The 18,624-nt window shown below is 71.4% G+C and carries 14 protein-coding genes and 1 pseudogene; 8 read left to right on the forward strand and 7 right to left on the reverse strand.

Annotated features, from left to right (window positions below):
- Positions 1-9 precede the first annotated feature (9 nt).
- Together AAFF41_RS35535 and AAFF41_RS35540 are read right to left on the reverse strand one after the other, a co-directional pair.
- Entirely contained in the window at positions 10-2,400 is a 2,391-nt protein-coding gene (locus AAFF41_RS35535) for a SpoIIE family protein phosphatase (protein WP_319748586.1), read from the reverse strand.
- A gap of 230 nt (positions 2,401-2,630) precedes the next feature.
- Positions 2,631-3,572, reverse strand: a complete 942-nt coding sequence (locus AAFF41_RS35540; RefSeq protein WP_343325217.1) for an AraC family transcriptional regulator — start codon at positions 3,570-3,572, stop codon at positions 2,631-2,633.
- A gap of 188 nt (positions 3,573-3,760) precedes the next feature.
- Here AAFF41_RS35540 and AAFF41_RS35545 point away from each other — a divergent pair, with 188 nt between their 5' ends.
- The 5 genes from AAFF41_RS35545 (at position 3,761) to AAFF41_RS35565 (ending at position 7,976) form a co-directional block, all read left to right on the forward strand.
- Complete coding sequence (locus AAFF41_RS35545) at positions 3,761-5,230, forward strand: ATP-binding protein (protein ID WP_343325218.1); 1,470 nt, start codon at positions 3,761-3,763, stop codon at positions 5,228-5,230.
- Entirely contained in the window at positions 5,227-5,640 is a 414-nt protein-coding gene (locus tag AAFF41_RS35550) for a roadblock/LC7 domain-containing protein (protein WP_319748588.1), read from the forward strand. The genes AAFF41_RS35545 and AAFF41_RS35550 overlap by 4 nt, the downstream gene beginning before the upstream one ends.
- Complete coding sequence (locus AAFF41_RS35555; protein ID WP_054236780.1) at positions 5,637-5,996, forward strand: DUF742 domain-containing protein; 360 nt, start codon at positions 5,637-5,639, stop codon at positions 5,994-5,996. Before AAFF41_RS35550 ends, AAFF41_RS35555 begins: the two co-directional genes overlap by 4 nt.
- Positions 5,974-6,579: a GTP-binding protein gene (locus AAFF41_RS35560; protein ID WP_319748589.1), complete on the forward strand. Its 606-nt coding sequence runs from the start codon at positions 5,974-5,976 to the stop codon at positions 6,577-6,579. Before AAFF41_RS35555 ends, AAFF41_RS35560 begins: the two co-directional genes overlap by 23 nt.
- Before the next feature lie 98 nt (positions 6,580-6,677).
- Complete coding sequence (locus AAFF41_RS35565; RefSeq protein WP_425526260.1) at positions 6,678-7,976, forward strand: cytochrome P450; 1,299 nt, start codon at positions 6,678-6,680, stop codon at positions 7,974-7,976.
- 101 nt (positions 7,977-8,077) lie between these two features.
- On the opposite strand, the gene AAFF41_RS35570 is transcribed toward AAFF41_RS35565, so the two are convergent.
- The 3 genes from AAFF41_RS35570 to AAFF41_RS35580 all read right to left on the reverse strand — a co-directional run bounded on the left by AAFF41_RS35570 (position 8,078) and on the right by AAFF41_RS35580 (position 10,643).
- A complete protein-coding gene (locus tag AAFF41_RS35570; protein ID WP_343325219.1) occupies positions 8,078-9,340 on the reverse strand; it encodes a cytochrome P450 family protein in 1,263 nt (420 codons plus the stop codon).
- A gap of 227 nt (positions 9,341-9,567) precedes the next feature.
- Positions 9,568-9,987 carry a DUF6114 domain-containing protein gene (locus AAFF41_RS35575; protein ID WP_060896901.1) on the reverse strand — a complete coding sequence of 140 codons (420 nt, stop codon included), beginning with the start codon at positions 9,985-9,987 and terminating at the stop codon, positions 9,568-9,570.
- Positions 9,987-10,643, reverse strand: coding sequence for a DUF6230 family protein (locus AAFF41_RS35580; protein WP_054236784.1), 657 nt, complete (start codon positions 10,641-10,643; stop codon positions 9,987-9,989). The genes AAFF41_RS35575 and AAFF41_RS35580 overlap by 1 nt, the downstream gene beginning before the upstream one ends.
- Before the next feature lie 708 nt (positions 10,644-11,351).
- Between AAFF41_RS35580 and AAFF41_RS35585 the strand changes: the two genes are divergently transcribed.
- A complete protein-coding gene (locus AAFF41_RS35585; RefSeq protein ID WP_319748592.1) occupies positions 11,352-12,002 on the forward strand; it encodes a Tat pathway signal sequence domain protein in 651 nt (216 codons plus the stop codon).
- Positions 12,003-12,020: 18 nt separating this feature from the next.
- Here the strand turns inward: AAFF41_RS35585 and AAFF41_RS35590 are convergent.
- Positions 12,021-12,964, reverse strand: a pseudogene (locus AAFF41_RS35590) (lytic polysaccharide monooxygenase auxiliary activity family 9 protein).
- A gap of 352 nt (positions 12,965-13,316) precedes the next feature.
- Between AAFF41_RS35590 and AAFF41_RS35595 the strand changes: the two are divergent.
- Both AAFF41_RS35595 and cyc2 read left to right on the forward strand, forming a co-directional pair.
- Positions 13,317-14,483 carry a damage-control phosphatase ARMT1 family protein gene (locus tag AAFF41_RS35595; protein WP_319748594.1) on the forward strand — a complete coding sequence of 389 codons (1,167 nt, stop codon included), beginning with the start codon at positions 13,317-13,319 and terminating at the stop codon, positions 14,481-14,483.
- A gap of 149 nt (positions 14,484-14,632) precedes the next feature.
- Entirely contained in the window at positions 14,633-16,978 is a 2,346-nt protein-coding gene (gene cyc2, locus AAFF41_RS35600) for a germacradienol/geosmin synthase Cyc2 (protein ID WP_343325220.1), read from the forward strand.
- Here cyc2 and AAFF41_RS35605 read toward each other — a convergent pair.
- Positions 16,938-18,608: a hypothetical protein gene (locus AAFF41_RS35605; protein ID WP_343325221.1), complete on the reverse strand. Its 1,671-nt coding sequence runs from the start codon at positions 18,606-18,608 to the stop codon at positions 16,938-16,940. The genes cyc2 and AAFF41_RS35605 overlap by 41 nt on opposite strands.
- Positions 18,609-18,624 lie beyond the last annotated feature (16 nt).

Below are 18,624 nucleotides of genomic sequence, written 5' to 3' on the forward strand. Positions count from 1 at the left end.
AGGCCGCGGTCACTCGAACGGCAGCGCCTGTTCGGCCCAGATCGTCTTTCCGGTGCCGGTGGTGCGGGTGCCCCAGCGCTCGGTCAGCTGGGCGACCAGGAGCAGTCCGCGGCCGCCCTCGTCGAAGGTGCGGGCCCGGCGCAGATGGGGCGAGGTGCTGCTGGCGTCGGAGACCTCGCAGATGAGGGCGCGGTCGCGGATGAGCCGGAGCTGGATGGGCGCGCCGCCGTAGCGGATGGCGTTGGTGACCAGTTCGCTGACGACGAGTTCGGTGACGAACGCGACCTCGTCGAGCCCCCAGCGGGCCAGCTGCTCGGTCGCGTACTGCCGGGCGGTGGCGACCTCCGCCGGATCCGCGGGCAGGTCCCACACCGCCACCTCGTCGCTGTCCAGGGTGCGGGTGCGGGCCAGCAGCAGGGCCACGTCGTCCTTGGGATGCTTCGGCAGCAGCACCTGGAGCACGTTGTCGCAGGCCTCGTCCAGATTTCCGGCGGGGACCGTCAGCGCGCTGCACAGCACAGCCGTGCCCGCGTCCGCGTCGAGGTGGCGAGCCTCGAAGAGACCGTCGGTGTAGAGGGCGAGGACGGTGCCTTCCGGCAGGTGCAGCTCGGTGGCCTCGAAGGGGAGCCCGCCCACGCCGAGCATCGGTCCCGCGCTCACCTCGACGACCTTCACGGTGCCGTCCGGGAACAGCACGGCGGGCGGCGGGTGCCCGGCCGTGGCGACGGCGCAGTGCCCGGAGACCGGGTCGTACACCGCGTACAGACAGGTGGCGCCGATCTCCGCGCCCGTCGGGCTCTCGTCGGCCGCCAGATGTCCGACCAGGTCGTCGAGGTGGGTGAGCAGCTCCTCCGGGGGCAGGTCGACGTCGGCCAGCGTCCATACCGCCGTGCGGAGCCGGCCCATCGTGACGGAGGCGTGGATGCCGTGCCCGACGACATCGCCGACGACGAGCGCCACCCGGGTCCCGGACAGCGGGATCACATCGAACCAGTCACCGCCGACGCCCGCCCGCGACAGCGCCGGAAGGTAGCGGGAGGCGAACTCGACCGCAGCCTGTCCCGCCATCGCCTGGGGCAGCAGACTGCGCTGGAGGGCCACGGCGGTCGTGCGCTCCTTGGCGTACCGGCGGGCGTTGTCCACGCAGACGGCCGTGCGGCTGGCCAGCTCCTGGGCCAGCGACACGTCGTCCTGGTCGAAGGGGTCCGGACTCTCGGCGGTGAGCAGCCTCACGAAGACCGCCACCCCCAGCGTCGTACCGCGTGCCACCAGCGGTACCGCCATCAGTGAGAAGTCCCGGCGGTCCGCCTGGTGCGGCCTGGCGGCCTGGGCGCCGTGCCGGCTGAGCCAGCCGTCGACGTCCGGGTCGCCGGTCCTGGTGAGCACCGCGTGCCCGGTCACCAGGGCGCGGACCGGTGGGGAGGAGGACGGGTAGACGTCCGCCGCGCCCAGGTCGATCGCCGCTTCCTGCACCCCGGCGGTACGGGAGTGGTGCGCGACCCGGCGCAGCTCCACATCGGCTTCCACCGGGCCGCCGGTGGGCTCCTCGCCCTCGACCACCGAGTCCAGCAGGTCCACGCTCACGAAGTCGGCCAGCTCGGGCACCGCCAGCTGGGCCAGCTCACGGGCGGTGTGGATCACGTCCAGCGTCGTACCGATGGCGGCGGCGGACTTGCTCAGCAGGGCGAGCCGCTGCCGGGCCCGGTACTGCTCGGTGCTGTCGTAACCGGCCAGCGAGACGCCGAGCAACTGCCCGGAGGGGGCCCGCAGCGGCCACATCTCGATGTTCCAGGCGTGCATACGCAGTCCGGAGGGGGCCCGGGTCCAGCTCTCGTAGTGGACGGGGCGGCCGGTCTCGACCACCTGGCGCAGATGGTTGAAGAAGCCGCGGCTGTGCTCCGCGTTCTCGACGGTGTCCGGAAAGTAGCGGTACAGGACCTCGGCCTCCTGGACGCCCATGATCCGGCAGGCGGTGTCGTTCATCCGCAGATAGCGCTGTTCGGTGTCGAAGACCGACATCGACACCGACGCCTGCTTGAACGCCAGCTCTCCCAGGTCGCGGCCCTGCCCGTCCGGCGCCGCGGTGATCACGTATCCGGCCGGCGCCCCCTCCAGGCCCTGGAGCGGGTACGCCCGCAGGGCCAGCTCCGTGCGGCGCCCGTCCTCACGCCGTACGGGCACCACACCGTGGCCGCCGTTCGCCCGCAGCGCCCGCCAGGCCTCGCCCGGGTCCCCGTCCAGCAGGTCCGACACCGGACGGCCGGTGACGTCCGCCGCGGCGTACCCGGTCAGCAGCTGCGCGCCCTCGCTCCAGCCGGTCACGACTCCGTGCGCGTCGACCACCACCATGGCGTCACCGGCCGTGGTTGCCCGCCCAGCATCGCCCGGGATTTTCACCATATGTACAAGGATGATGTGATCCGGCAGTCACATCAACCCGGGAGTGGGCCGGAATCCGGTCCGGGCAGGGTCGCTCAGCAGCCGCAGGGGGTCCTCCGGTGCCACGGCCTTCTGCCCGGCGGCGGCCTCGGCGACCACGGTGATGTCCGATCGGGGGGCGCTCGGCCCCGGTGAGGCGGGCGTCCCGCTTCTCAGGGGCGCGGCTCCCGGGTGCCGGCCGAACCACGGCGCTACGGCCGCCGCCCCCCGGACCGCATCTCCCGAGGACTCACCCCATACCGCTGCCGAAACGCCGTACTCAGCGCGCTCGCCGAGGAGAACCCCGAGGTGAAGGCCAGATCGGTGATGGTCAGGTGCTCGCAGTCGCCGCACTGGAGACGCTCACGAACCAGCCGCAGCCGCTCCTCGCGGATGAGGTCGCGCGGAGTGGTGCCGGCGCGCTGCAGGGCCAGCTGGATCTGACGCAGCGACCAGCCGAGCGCGTGCGCCATGGACGTACCGGTGAGACCCGGGTCGGCGGCGTGTTCACGGACGTAGCGGCGGACCATCGTCTCCACGTCGGTGAGTTGGCCCGCCCCGTCGGGGCGGTCGTCGCCGAGGGTGAGCATGCACAGCAGCTCGACGACGCGGTCGGAGACGGCGTTGAAGTGCGCGTCGGTGAGATGGTCCCGCTCCGCGTGCAGGTCGCCGATCATGGAGCTCACCACCCGGCCGAGCCCCCTGCTCAGATCGAGCCCGGTGGCAAGCGGCGACTTGCGGTTCAGTGGGCCGTCCATCTCACGCGCGGGGATGGTGAGGACGAACGCGTGCGTCGAGGCGTCCTGGAGGCACTCGAAGGGCGCCCCGAAGCTGACGAGGGTGCCGGTGCCCGGTGTCAGCCGGGCCTCCTGGCCGTCCTGTCGCAGCACGATCTCCCCGCTGAGCGGCAGCAGTAATCGGTAGTCCTCGTCGGGGTCCTGGCGGACCTGGCGCGCGGTCCTGCTGTACGCGACCTCGTCCGACCAGAACTTGACGAGCTGATAGCGCTCGGTGCGCTGGCGGACCGTCGCGCCACGGAAGTCGTCGGTGCGCGCGTACCGGTAGCCCATTCTGGACTGGTGGGACCCGACGTGCTCGCTCCAGAAGTCGGCCCGCTCGTGCGGATCCACCTCCGCGGTCGTCCGTGTTTCCACGATGTAGCTTTCCGCGGACAATGCCACCCTCAACTCCCGTGCAGCGAGCGGTAGTTACTCCACGTCAGCCTAGTGCATACAGTCCGTGCGCCCCACGGCAACTTCCTTGCGCGCGACGGCAAGCGCTTGTGCCGACGGGTGGCTAGGGTCGTGCGACCCGTCAACTTGCATATGCCATTGAGGACCTCATGACCGAACGGATACCGGAGGCGGCGTTCTGGTGCCTGGCCGTCGGGCTGCTCGCCGTCATCGTGCTGCTGGTGCGCCAGCGCGGGATCACGAGACGGCAGCGCGGCCGGAGCGCCGAGCTCGCGGACGCGCTGCGGGCCCGGGACGAGGAGCTGCGCCATCTGGTCGCGGTCCGCCTGCCCGCGCTCGACAGCGCCCCGCACCAGCCCGCCTCCGCGACGGGGCACCACCACTCCGTGACGGGTCGCCCTCTCTCCGCGTCAGGCCGGCCCCTGCCCGCGGCCGGCGCGTCCCTGCCCGCTCCGGTTCTCCCCGCACCGGCCCTCCCCGCCGTGGGCCTCCTCGACGCGCGGCTGGCCGACACCGACTTCGCGAAGTGCCTCGACGCTCTCCTGGAGCGGTTCTCCGACGCCGTGCGGCACGCACAGGCCCGCGCCGACCAGTCCGCGAAGGCCGCCCTCAAGGCGTCGATGCGCTCGATCCAGGCCCTCGCCAACGAGCAGCAGGTGTCCATCTCGGAAATGCAGGACCGCCATGACCACCCCGACGTGTTGCGCGACCTGCTCGAGATCGACCACACCAACGCCCAGTTCGGCCGTCGGGCGCAGGCCATCGCCGTACTGTGCGGCTCCTGGCCCGGACGCCAACGGGCCACCTCACCGCTCATCGAGGTGGTCCGCGGCGCGACCTCCCGCATCCGCGACTACCGGCGCATCCGCGTCAACGGACAGGCCGACGTCGCCGTCGAGAGCCGGGCCGTCGAACCGGTCGTCCTCGCCGTCGCCGAACTCCTGGACAACGCCGCGCGCCACTCACAGCCCAACACCACGGTCGAGGTCAGCGTCCAGGCGGTGCACAACGGCGCCGTCGTGGTCATCGACGACGCGGGCGTCGGCATGGACAGCCGCGGGTCCGAGCACGCCGCCGCGCTGCTGACCGGCCGCCGCGCGGTGGACGTCACGCGCCTCGACGACCCGCCCCAGTTCGGCTTCGCCGTCATCGGCGTCCTCGCCACCCGCTACGGGTTCAGCGTCTCCGTGGACACCCGCTCCCCGTACGGCGGCGTGCGCGCCGTGGTCTTCGTACCGGCCTCGCTGCTCACCCACGCCGACCCGGTCCAGGAACCCCCGCAGCCGAGGGAACCGGCGCGCACGCCCCGGCGTACGGCCCGGACGAGTGGGCCCGCGGAGGCGACGACCTCCGGCGGACTGCCCAAGCGGCGCCGCCGCGCACCCGTGTCCCCGCCCGCCGCCGAACAGCCCGCGGCGGCACCGGGCGAACCGGCCGCACCGGCCGAGGAGAGCGTGGGCCGCTCCGCGGAGGAGAACGCCCGGCGCATGGGCGCGTTCGCGCGCGGCACCCGCTCCGCGCGGGCCGAGCAGGACACCGCACCCTCCTCACGTACCGCGGCCGGGACCCCTCACGACATCGAAGCCCCCCACGAATCCGAAGGGAACACACAGGGATGATCGCGCCCATGACCAACGAGCTGGGGTGGATGCTCGACGAGGTCCTGAAGGTGCCGGAGGCGCGGCACGCCATCCTGCTGTCCGCCGACGGCATGCTCCGGGCCCACTCCGCCGACATCGGCCGCGACGACGCCGAACGGCTGGCCGCGGGCCTGTCCGGGGTGCAGTCGATCAGCCGCAGCACCGCCGAGTTCTGCGGCAGTGCGACCGCGCCGTGGCGGCAGACCCTGATCGAGTTCGCGCACGGGTTCGTCTTCCTCGTCGCCGCCGGGCAGGGCGCCCACCTCGCGGTGTCCACCGGCGAGAACGTGGACATGGAGGCGGTCACCTACCGCATGCACAAGTTGGTCGACCGGCTCGGCAAGGAGCTGACCAGCCCAGCCCGGCAGGACACCGGCAGCCCGGCATGACGCCCGGGCGTCGGCCGGGCGGGAGGCTGGTGCGGTCGTACGTCGTCACGGACGGCCGCGCCCACCCCTCCCGCAACACCCTCGACCTCGTCACCCTGCTGATCGCCGCCGACGACCTGCCGCTGACGGGGCTGAACCCGGAGAAGCGCCGACTGATGGAGCTGTGCCGGCCCGGAGCGCTGTCGGTCGCCGAGGTGGCCGGTCATCTGGAACTCCCGGTCAGCGTCACCAAAGTACTGATCGCCGACCTCATGGACAGCGGTCACCTCGTCACCCGGGCGCCGGTACCGGCCGCCCGTCTCTCCGACGCCCGCATCCTCCAGGAGGTACTGGATGGGCTCCGCGCCCGCCTCTGACGACGTCCACCTCGGCCCGGATGTGCGAACCGCGGTCAAACTCCTGATCGTGGGCCACTTCGCGGTCGGCAAGACCACGTTCGTCGGCGCGCTCTCCGAGATCCGGCCGCTGCGCACCGAGGAGGTGATGACCGAGGCGGGCGCACGCGTCGACGACCTCGCCGGTTCGAGGGAGAAGACGACCACCACCGTCGCCCTCGACTTCGGCCGCCTCACCCTCAGCGACGCCCTGGTGCTCTACCTCTTCGGCACGCCCGGACAGCACCGCTTCACCGAACTCTGGAAGGACATGACCAGCGGAGCGCTCGGCGCGCTGGTGCTGGCCGACACCCGGCGGCTGTCCGAGTCCTTCGACGTCATGGGCGTACTGGAGGAGCTGGGCCTGCCGTACGCCGTCGCCCTGAACGACTTCGACGACGCCTCCGCGGCGCACGACCTGGACGAGGTGCGCGAGGCACTCGACCTGCTGCCCTCGACCCCGCTCGTGCGCTGCGACGCCCGCGACCGGGTCTCGTCCACCGAGGCGCTGATCGCCCTCGTCGAGTACCTGATGACCCGCAGCGGCGAACTGGAGTCCGTGTGACCTCCGAACCACCACCGCCCGTACCGCCACCGTCCGTGTCACCGCCGTCCCTGTCACCGACGTCCGGGCCACCGCCCGGCTGCCCGGCTCACGAGCCCCTGTACGGGCCCGACTTCGCGGCCGACCCCGCCGCCGTCTACCGGCGGCTGCGTACGGTGGGACCGACCGCACCCGTCGAGCTCGCGCCCGGCGTCAGAGCCACCCTCGTCACCTCCTACGACGCCGCCCTGCACGTCCTGCGCAGTCCGGAGACCTTCTCCAAGGACCCCCGCCGCTGGCGCGACCTCGCCGACGGGACCGTCCCGCCGGACAGCCCGGTCGTGCCGATGATGATGTACCGGCCCAACGCGCTGTTCACCGACGGCGAGCAGCACGAGAGGCTGCGCGGGGCGATCACCGACAGCCTCGCGCTCGTCGATCCGAACACCCTGCGCGGCTATGTGGAGCGCAGCGCCGACACCCTCATCGACCGGTTCGCGCCGCTCGGCACCGCGGATCTGCTCGGCGAGTACGCGCAGGTCCTGCCGCTGCTGGTCTTCAACCACCTCTTCGGCTGCCCGGCCGAGTACGGGGTCCGGCTGGTCGAGGGTATGTCCGGGATCTTCGACGGGGTGGACGCGGAGAAGGCCGACGAACTGCTGACCAGCACCCTGCTCGACCTGGTCGCGCTGAAGCGGGGCAACCCCGGTCAGGACATGACGTCCTGGCTGATGGCGCACCCCGCGGACCTCACCGACGAGGAGATGATCCACACCCTCGTGGTGCTGATGGGCGCCGGCACCGAGCCCCAGCAGAACCTGATCGCGAACAGCCTGCGGCTGCTGCTGTCCGACGAACGGTTCGCGGGCGATCTGTCCGGCGGCAGCCTCCCCGTGGAGGACGCCCTCGACGAGGTGCTGTGGACCGATCCGCCGATCGCCAACTACGCCGTGCACTATCCGCTGCACGACGTCGTGTACGAGGGAGCGGTGCTGGGCGCGGGCGATCCGCTGGTCGTCAGTCTCGCCGCGGCCAACACCGATCCCGCCCTGACCGCCGATCAACGGACGGGCAACCGGGCCCACTTGGCGTGGAGCGCGGGACCCCACAACTGTCCGGCGCAGAGCCCGGCCCGGCTGATCGCGACGGCCGCGGTGGAGAAGCTCCTCGACCGCCTCCCCGATGTCGAACTCGGTTTGCCGGTGGGTGAGTTGTCCTGGCGGCCCGGCCCGTTCCACCGCGCGCTGGCGGCGCTGCCCGTCCGTTTCCCGCCCACCGCGACGGTCCAACGACCCGAAGGCGAGCGTCAGTCGTACGCGAGCCCCCTCCCGGCTCTCGTGACCGAACCACCCGCCCGGGAGCCCGACCCCCCGCGAAGCGGCTGGACCCGACTCCTGTCCTGGTGGCGCGGCGAGTGAGCGCCGGCCTCTGGGGCCTGTCCGACGGATCATGCCGCAGACGCGGGGCAGCGTCGACGAGGCGCCGCCCGTCTCCTGCGACCTGATCCGTCGGACAGGCCCTAGCGGATCCGGGCGGGCAGGGTGCGATGGCCGTTGGAGATGAAGGAGTCCACCGGCTCCAGATCCGATGCCGGTACGGCGAGTCGGAGGTCGGGGAAGCGGTCGAAGAGGGCGGGGAGGGCGATGCGGGCCTCCAGGCGGCCCAGCGGGGCGCCGAGGCAGCGGTGGACACCGTGTCCGAAGGCGAGGTGCTCCTTGTCCGCCCGGGTGACGTCGAAGAGGTCGGCGTCCTTGCCGTGGCGCTCGGTATCGCGTCCGGCGGCGGCGTACGCGGCGAGGATCGCCTCGCCCCGGCCGATCACGGTGCCGTCCGGACCGCCCAGTTCGGCGAGGTCGAGGTCCTCCACGGCGTAGCGCAGCGGCAGGCTCGCGACGGGTGCCTCGACCCGCAGGGTCTCCTCGATCAGGTCGTCCCAGGTGGCGCGTCCGGCGCGGAGGTGTGCGAGCTGCTCGGGGTGGGTGAGCAGGGCGTGCACGGCGTTGTCGATGAGGTTGACCGTGGTCTCGTGACCGGCGCTGACCATCAGGACCAGCGTGTCGAGCAGCTCCTGCTCGCTCAGCCGGCCATCACCCTCGTCGCGGGACGCGATGAGGCCGGAGGTCAGGTCGTCACCGGGGGACTCCCGCTTCTCGGCGACCAGTTCACCCAGTACGGCGTACAGCCTGGCGTAGTTGCCCGTCACCTCCTCGGGCTGCGCGGAGGTGTGGAAGATGCTGTCCACCAGGTCCCTGAGGTCCGCCCGCTTGTCCTCGGGCAGTCCGAAGAGCTCGCTGATCACCTGGATGGGGATCGGGTAGCAGAACTCCTCGCGCAGATCGACGACTTCGCCGTGCTCGCCGGCCTCGGCGATGCGGTCGAGGAGGCCGGCGGTGATCTCCTCGATCCGGGGTTGCAGCGCGGCCGTGCGGCGGGCCGTGAACGCCGTGGAGACGAGGGTCCGCAGCCGCCGATGGTCGCCGCCGTACGCGGTGAACATGTTCTGCACCGCGACCCAGGTGAACAGCGGCCACTCGGGGGAGATCTCCCCGTTGATCCAGGCGGGCCAGTGCCGGCGCGGGTCCTTGGACACCCGTGGGTCCAGGAGCAGCCGTTTGAGCAGCTCGGGGCTGCTGACCGCCCAGGCCTCGACGCCACCGGGCAGGGCGACACGGGTCGCCGGTCCGCGCGCGCGGATGCGGGCCGCCTCCGCGTGGATGTCACGGCCCGTCGCGTCCACCACCAAGGGGCTCGGGTTGCCCGTCAAGGGACTCGGGGTTCCCATCGGAAGCCTCCTTGGCACTCGGACGTCTGTACGGCGCGTCACGCTACGCGAGGGTGACGTTCCCCGATGCGGCCGTCCGGCATCCATTGCGTGCGAGGGCAAATTTCCTGCGCGTACAAGCAAGTCGGGGGACGGTCCGCCTCCTGGAGTCGTACCGTCACGGCTCCCGCCCCGGCCGCCCACTGCCCTGAGCTCGGCCGGGGCGGACCCCTTCCGTTTCGTCCTCCCTACGCCTCGGTCGCCATCTGCTGCCGACGGCGCCTGCGCAGCAGACGTCGCTTGCGCGGCTCCTGGTGGGGAAGCCAGCCGAAGGCCAGGCAGCTGCCGGTCGCTCCGAGGAGGAGGCCGATGAAGAAGCCGCCGAGGTTGGAGGTGAGCCAGGTGCCGAGGGAGAGGAGGATGCCGAGCAGGGAGTAGAAGAGGCGCTGCGTCGGGTTGAAGAGGATCAGCAGACCGCACAGGATCATGACCGTCGGCAGCAGATAGCCCGCCATGCCCTGCATCCCGATGTGCATGACGACCTTCAGGGACGCCTTCTCGGTGAGGAGGATCTCCGCCCCGCCCAGGGTGAGCAGCAGGCCGCCCCAGAAGGGGCGGTCCGCACGCCACCGCCGGAAGCCGGACCGCAGATCCCGGACGGCCGGCATCAGCAGCCCGAGTCGCTGAAGCGGAGCTTGAGACCGGGGAGCTTGAACACCGCTGCCGTGGTCGCGTAGTTGGTCTGCCGCAGGTTCCCGATGTGGACGGTGTCGGCCTGCTGGCTGAAGACGCCCTTGTTGCCCTGCACCCCGGCCTTGTCGAGCGTGCTCGCGTCGTTGCCGATCTCGATGTTGTTGAAGGCCGCGTCGCCCGACAGCTCGGTCGAGTCGGTCGTCAGGTTGGTCGCCTGCACCTTGTCCGTGCCGCCGCCCGCGGTGATGACCAGGTTCGTACCGCCCAGGTCCACGCTCTGGCACAGCTTGGTGAGTGTCGCGTTCTTGATCGCGGAGGTGATGACGAGAACCTGGCCGCCGGTGTCGCCTGCGTTCGGGCTGCCGTCGGCCATGTTGTCGAGGTTGCCGAACTGCTCGAAGCCGGTGCCGTTGAGTTCGGTGGCCGTGACCGTGAACGGCATGCCGGAGATGGCGAACTGCACCCCCAGAGCGCCCTGGGCGGTGAGGATCATCAGTCCCGCGGCGACCGCGGTGGCAGGCACCGCCATCACCGCGGCGCGACGCAGGCGGACCCGCCCACGTCTGCCGGAACCGCTTTCGTTCTCGGGGGTCGAATCGGTGGACGCCGTGGCGTCCGAGGACGAGGCCATGTTCTGCTCCCTGGACATAGTCATGCAGGTGGGGCTTCAACGGGCACGTTGTCCTGGCGCGGACAGCGGCTGCCGCGCACGCCTCCTCACAACTCCCGGCGGTCGCAAGGGCTTTCTCGTTACGCAGCAGTAGCCGACGTGGAAGTTACCGGGGGTTACATTCGTGGGTCAAGAGACTTGTGGCAAAGGGATGTTGATTGTGTGCCAACTGTGGAGGTCCGGCCGCGACGACCTCGCAGCCGGTCCCGCGACGACCTCGCAGCCGGTCCCGCGACGACCTCGCAGCCGGTCCCGCGACGAGCTCGCGGCCGGGCCGCCCGCCGCGTCGTTCCTGGGGGCCGCTGACGTTCAACTTCCTTACTGTACCTTGACGTTGACCATTCATCAGGTCTAGAACTCTGCATGGTTTCCCTTGGATCCGTGGCGCCGGATCCGATGCGCGGCACGTACGCCACCTCCTGGACCCCCCGCTCCTCGCGGGGTGGTCGTGGCATGTCTGAACGTGCGGTGCGCTCCAACGTCGAAGCCACCTCCCCCCGCGGCACCGGCACGGCACTTTCCCCCTGAGCCGTGTCCGGTCGCCCGGCTTCCGCTGCCGGTCCGTGACGTAAGGAGAAGGCGTCACGGACCGGCAGCGGTCCGCCGTGACGGCATGTCCGCGACGTCCTCGTACCCACCCGCACCCCCGTCTGAGAAAGAGGCACCCCCATGCGCACTCGATCCCTGCTCGCCCTCCTCGGTACCGCCGCCGCGCTCTCGGTCTCCGCGATCGCCCCCGCCTCCGCGGACGACACCCCCGTGCTCACCGCCGGCGGAGCCGCCGTCGCCACCGGCGACGTCCTCACCGCCTCACTGGCGAGCGGCACCGCCGCCACGCTCTACTCCAGCGCGACCGGCACGAGCGGTGTCTCCTGTGCCGCGTCGACCTTCACCGCCTCCGTCACCGACAACCCGACGGCCCCCGGCACCGCCACCGAGTCGCTCAGCGCCCACACCTTCGGCAGTTGCACCAGCAACGTCATCGGCGTGCTCGGCGTCACCAGTGTCACGGTCAACAACCTCCCGTACACCACTACGGTCGCCTCCGGCGGCACGGTCACCGTGACCCCGGCCGCCGGCTCCACCATCCAGACCACCGTCGTGCTGCGCACCCTGCTGGGCAGCATCAACTGCGTCTACCAGGCACCCAGCCTGACCGGCACGGCGAGCAACACCGACCACAGCATCACCTTCACCAACCAGGCGTTCGCGAAGTCCTCGGGCTCGTCGCTCTGCTTCAGCAGCGGCTACTTCACCGCGAAGTACGCGCCCGTCTCCGACACCACCCAGTCGGGCAGCCCGGCGGTCACCGTCAACTGACCCGACCCGGACGACCGGTCACCGACGGCGTCGCAGCGTGATGGCGACGCCCGCGGTGAGCAGGAACGCGACCGCTCCCCCGCTCCGGCGACGAGGGGGAGCGTGTTGCTGCCGCCCGACGAGCTGTCCGCGGCCGGCGCGAGATGGTCGGGCGCGGTCACCTCCGTCGTCGCCGCGGTGGTCTCCGGGGCGGGTGACGGCGACCGGTCGCTGGGGGTGGCCGTGGTCGCGGTCGACTCCTGGCTCCGCTGACCCGTCCGGTTCGCCGTGGGTGTCGTACGCGCGGGGGACGAGGTCGTCGGCGCGGCGGCCCCACCGCCGCGCGCGGCCGGGAAGACCACGTCCGAGCACGAGTAGTACGTGTCGCTCGTACTCGTGTTCTGCCAGATCGTGTACAGCATCTGCCGGCCGGTCCGGTCGGAGGGCAGCGTGGCCTTGATCCGGTAGGCGCCGTTCACCAGCGCCGGATCGGTGGCGGTGGCGAACGGTTTCGTCGGCAGATCGGACCACGTGAGAGGCTTGGTCGGGTCGTACCCGGGCTTGGACAGATACAGCTTGAAGGTCCCCGTGTGCGGAATCGTCGAACTGTAGGAGAGTGTGAAGGTCGCGCCCGGCGTCATCCGCGTGGAGGGCCAGTCGGCGCGGGCCAGGTTCAGCCCCTTGTAGGCGGGCAGCCCCCCGCTGCACAGCTGCCCGTCCGGGATCACCTGACGGTCCCTGCCGCCCACATCGGCGACCCGGAGGTTGTCCCAGGCGGTGAAGGGCGCGCCGTTCGCCGCGATCGCCGCCCTGCAGGCCGCCGTACCGGTATTGCTGCCGCCCTCCGGCGAACAGGCCACCACCCGGCTGACCGGATCCGTCGGCGCGCCGTGCGCCTGGGCCGGAGCGACGGCCCACGTCAGAAGAAGCAGCGGGGCCGCCACGGCGACAGCGGCCGCGGTGGCGGTGCGGTGTGCGGTCATCCGGTGGGTCTCCTCGCGGGGTGGGGTCGGCGGGTGCGGCCGTACGGCATCGCGCGCAGGCGTGGCCGCACCGTGAAGTACGGGGGCACAGGGCCGCGCGTTCAGATGCGCGAGCGAGGTGAAACCGGGCACTCCCGGCCAACGGGGAGCCCTTGAGGGGCGGTTACCGGCCAGATCAAGGGTTTCCCCTGTATCCGTATTACCTGGGCTTTGCCTATCGTTCGGTCACAGCCGACCCACAGGCAGCCCCTGACAGGCTGGAAACTGACCTCTGAGCGCGGCCCACGGGGGGAGGGGCGGCCCATGCGCGGCGTGGGCCGCCCCTTTCGGCTCGGCCGGTACCGTGAGCCACATGTCTGAACCCGCCGACGCGCCCGTGATCCTCAGCGACGAGCCGGGCTCGTTCCCCTGGAGTGTGCTGGCCGAGCGGCATCCGGCCCTCGTCCGGAAGGTCCGGGACGCCTTCCCCTACGGCCCCGAGCAGCACCGCGCGCTCGACGCCCTGCTGAAGAACGCCACCGAGGGCGTCATCGAACCGCTCGGCGAGCGGGCGGCGGACCGCGAACAGTGGGAGCGCTGGGGCGGCGAGGAGTACGCCGGGCGCTCATGGTTCGACGTGCCCTTCCTCTGGTCCGAGAGCTACTTCTACCGTCAACTCCTCGAAGCCGTCGGCTACTTCACCCCCGGCCCCTGGAAGGGCATCGACCCCTTCCGCCCCCTCAAGCTCGCGGAGCTCAGCGCCCCGGAGGCGGACGAGGAGCTCGCCGCGCTCGACCCGCTCGCCGAGCGGCCGGTCGAGGAGCGCGAGGAGGCGCTGCTGCACGGCTCGCTGTGGGGCAACCGCGCGGACCTCGGCTTCCGTCTCGCCGCCGCGGACGGGGAATCGGACATCGTCGCCGAACTGGTCGCCAACGAAGGTGAGTCGCTGCGCTCCCTGTTCGCGGGCGGCACCCTCTGCCTGGTCGCGGACAACTCCGGCCGGGAACTCATCCCCGATCTGCTCCTGATCGACCATCTGCTCCACCACCGCCGCGTCGGGCGGGCGCTCCTGCACGTGAAGCCGTACCCGTACTACGTCTCGGACGCCACGACCGCCGACGTGGTCGACGCCCTGCGTCACCTCACCGGCGCGAAGGGGGCGGCGGCCGAGTCCGGCCGCCGGCTGTGGGCGGCCATGACCGACGGTCGCCTCACCGTCCGGGCCCACCCCTTCTCCTGCGCCCCGCTGCCGTACGCCGACATGCCCGACGACCTGCGCCGTGAGTTCGCCGAGGCCGACGTGACCCTCGTGAAGGGCGACCTGAACTACCGCCGCCTGGTCGGCGACCGGCGCTACCCCGCCACCACCCCCTTCACGGAGCCCACCGCGTACTTCCCGGGCCCGGTCGCCGCCCTGCGCACCCTCAAGTCGGATGTGATCGTGGGCCTGGACGCCCGCACGGAGGCCGCCCTCGACGCGGCCGAGGGCGGACGCTGGCGCACGAGCGGCACACACGCCCTGATCCAGGTGCGGGCCTGAGGGCCAAGCGGCCATCAGTCGTGCGGCGCGATCACCTCGTGGGCGCCGCCGTGCACATCACTTGCCTCGAAAAGGGGTAAATTCACGCGATGGTGTGATCATGTCCCGCCCGGTGGATGCCCCCGGAGGGCCCTGGGTAGGGCCCGGCCATGACGCAGCCGTTCGAACTCCCGCACTTCTACATGCCGTATCCCGCGCGGCTGAACCCGCACCTCGACGAGGCGCGCGCCCACACGGTCGAATGGGCCCGTGGGATGGGCATGTTGGAGGGCTCCGGCATCTGGGAACAGTCCGACCTCGACGCGCACGACTACGGGCTGCTCTGCGCGTACACCCACCCCGACTGCGACGGCCCGGCACTCTCGCTCATCACCGACTGGTACGTGTGGGTGTTCTTCTTCGACGACCACTTCCTGGAGACCTTCAAACGCACCCAGGACCGCGACGGCGGCAAGGCCTACCTGGACCGGCTGCCCCTCTTCATGCCGCTGGACCTCTCGACCCCCGTACCGGAGCCGGAGAATCCGGTCGAGGCGGGGCTCGCCGACCTCTGGGCGCGCACGGTGCCCGCGATGTCGGTGGACTGGCGGGGGCGGTTCGCGGTGTCCACGGAGCACCTGCTCAACGAGTCGATGTGGGAGCTCTCCAACATCAACGAGGGACGGATCGCCAACCCCGTCGAGTACATCGAGATGCGCCGCAAGGTGGGCGGCGCCCCCTGGTCTGCGGGACTCGTGGAGTACGCGACGGCCGAGGTGCCCGCCTCCGTCGCGGGGACGCGCCCGCTGCGCGTGCTGATGGAGACGTTCTCCGACGGGGTCCATCTGCGCAACGACCTGTTCTCCTACCAGCGCGAGGTCGAGGAGGAGGGCGAGCTCAGCAACGGCATCCTCGTCCTGGAGACCTTCTTCGGCTGCACCACCCAGGAGGCCGCCGAGACCGTCAACGACATCCTCACCTCACGCCTGCACCAGTTCGAGCACACGGCCCTCACCGAAGTGCCCGCGCTCGCCGCGGAGAAGGGGCTCACCCCGGACCAGGTCGCCGCCGTCGCCGCCTACACCCAGGGGCTCCAGGACTGGCAGTCGGGCGGTCACGAGTGGCACCTGCGCTCCAGCCGCTACATGAACGAGGGGGCGGTGGAGGGCAGCCGGCCGCTCGGCAGCGCCGGGTTCGGCACCGCGGCCGTCGATGTCGGCGCCCTGCTCTCCGCGGCCGGGGCGCAGCGGCTGCGCAGGTACACCCACGTCCCGTACCAGAAGGTCGGCCCGTCCCTGCTCCCCGACTTCTACATGCCCTTCGAGCCGGCCCTCAGCCCCCACCTGGACGGCGCCCGCGACCGCCTCACCGGCTGGATGTACGAGAAGGGCATGCTCCAGGAGGGCGTCTGGGACGAGGACAAACTGGACGCGTACGACCTTCCGCTGTGCGCCGCGGGCATCCACCCGGACGCGACCGAGGAGGCCCTCGACCTCGGCTCGCAGTGGCTGGCCTGGGGGACGTACGGCGACGACTACTACCCGCTGGTCTTCGGACACCGCCGTGACCTGGCGGCGGCCAGGACCACCACCGCACGCCTCTCGGCCTGCATGCCCATCGACGGCGAGCCGACCCCGGTCCCGGCCAACGCCATGGAGCACGGCCTCCTCGACCTGTGGGAGCGCACGGCGGCGAAGATGACCCCGGACGAGCGGCGCAAGCTGCGCGGTGACGTGGACAAGATGACGGAAAGCTGGGTGTGGGAGCTGTCGAACCAGCTCCAGCACCGCATCCCCGACCCGGTCGACTACCTGGAGATGCGTCGCGCCACCTTCGGCTCCGACCTCACCCTGAACCTGTGCCGCCTGGGCCACGGCCCCAAGGTCCCGCCCGAGGTCTACCTGAGCGGTCCCGTCCGGTCGTTGGAGAACGCCGCCATCGACTACGCGATGCTGATCAACGACGTCTTCTCGTACCAGAAGGAGATCGAGTACGAGGGCGAGGTCCACAACGCCATCCTCGTCGTGCAGAACTTCTTCGGCTGCGACTACCCGACCGGCCTCGGCGTCATCCACGACCTGATGACCCAGCGCATGCAGCAGTTCCAGCATGTCGCCGCCCATGAACTGCCCGTTCTGTACGAGGACTTCAAGCTCTCGCCGGAAGTGCGCGGCATCATGGACGGCTATGTGGTGCAACTCGAGAACTGGCTGTCCGGAATCCTGAAGTGGCACCAGGACTGCCACCGTTACGGCGCCGAGGACCTGGCCCGCCGCGCCCACGGCTTCCTGCCGGACCGGGCCCCCACGGTCCCGTTCCCCGGGACGGGGGCCGGGACCGTGCCGGTGCCGGTCCCGGCGCTCAGTCCCCAGGACATGGCGGAGACGGAATCCCCGCCGGACCTCACTCCCCGGACCGCGGCGGGCGCGACCTCGTCGTTCACCCTGCCGAAGGGGGTGGGAGCCGCCGCGGAGTTCAGCCTGCCGAAGGCTGAGGCGGCGTCGGCTCCGCACTGACCCCGGCATCGGGGTTCGCACCGGTGTCCGTGTGGATGTCTGTAGGGCTGTCCGTATGGGTGTCGGTCGTCCCGTGGGTGTCCGTATGGGTGTCGGCGGTCCCGGCGTGGTGCCGCTCCACGTTCGCCCTGGCCGTCCCGGAGAGTCCCGCCAGGAGCTCCCCGGCGGCCACGGTGACGGCCCGGACCTCGTCGGCGAGCGCCGTGTCGGTGGCCGCGGTCCGGGCGACCGCGTAGTGCTCCTCGACGATGTACGCGCCGAGGTTGGTGCGCTGCCAGTGCCCCAACGATTTGTCGCTCCCGCTCCCGCTCCCGCTGTCGCCGGCGCCGCCGTCCGGCTCGGCGAGCGTGTCCCGCAGCGAGGCCAACGTGCGTATCGCCGCGCCGAACCGGCCCTCCTCCCGCTCCAGCCGGGCGAGTCTGAGGAGGGCCGAGACGCGGTCCCAGGCCCTGGTCTGCAGAGGTACGTACAGCCGCTGGGCGCGCAGCGCCTGAAAGGTGTCGCCCAACTGCTCGAACTCGTGGACGAGCGAGCCCAGTGGGGAGGCATCGCGGCGCTCCATGGCCTTGCCGTCCCGCGCGTCGCAGTACACCCGGAAGTCGATGTCGTCCAACCGCCGGATCAGCGCGGCGCGGGCGAGCTCGACCAGACCCTGTTCGTGGGCGAGGCCGGTCCAGGTGAACAGCGGCTCGTCGGCGGGGTCGGTACCGAAGAGCGAGTCGTCCAGGTCGCGCGCCCAGCCCCGCAGCTCGGCCGGATCGGCGCCCGGCTCGGGCATCCCGCCGAGTCCGCACCAGGTGTCGAAGTCCGTCTCACGGACCTCGTACAGCAGCGGCAGATCCTCCGCGCAGCCGTGCAGGCCCACCAGGACGGCGGCGAGCCGCAGTTCGTCGGTCATCGACGCCTCGGCCTCGTGCCTCAGCAGATGCCGCAGCAGCGGCAGATCGCCCTCGCGCCGGTCGAACTGGGCGGCGCGCAGCGCGAGCGCCCGGCGCGCCCGGTCCCCGGCCACCTCGTCCCACGCCGAGCCCTCGCGCAGCAGCGTGAGGTCGGTACGGCCCCGCGCGAGGACCGTCTCCCACAGCGCGGGACGGGGGTGGCGGTCGAGGAGGTCGTGCGCGCCGCCCTCCTCCGCGTTCAGAAGGAGGAAGTCGGGCTCGGTGCGCAGCAGGGCCGCGTGCAGCAGGCCGATGAGCTCGACGGGTGAGCGCTCGGGCAGGCCGAGACCGGCCCGCAGCTCGGTCCGCTCGTCGTCGATCCCGTGGTACTCCCGGATCTCCTCCTCCGTCTCGGCGACCGCCGCGCGGATCTTCTCCTCGCCGTCGGCCGGCGCGAGCCCCAGGTAGTCGTGCCAGCCGGGCAGCCCGACCAGCACCTCCAGCGCCTCGTCGACGCTGTTGCCGATGATTCCGGCGGAACCCTCGGAGTCCGCGTACAGCACGGAGCCGTCCCCGCACACGAAATACGTGCCGCCCGTGTCGTCCCCCGCCACCGCCTCCAGCGGACCGCCCGAGGCGAGCCGGACGGCCTCGCCGTGGTCGGCCCGGATCAGGTCGAAGTTGAAGGGGAACGCGGCCAGTTCGGCCAGGTGAGGCTGCTCCCGGAGCAGCCGCAGGGCGTGATCGCTCATGCCGCCGAACGTAACA

This window comes from Streptomyces mirabilis (genome assembly GCF_039503195.1).
In the GTDB taxonomy this organism is placed as follows: Bacteria; Actinomycetota; Actinomycetes; order Streptomycetales; family Streptomycetaceae; genus Streptomyces; species Streptomyces mirabilis_D.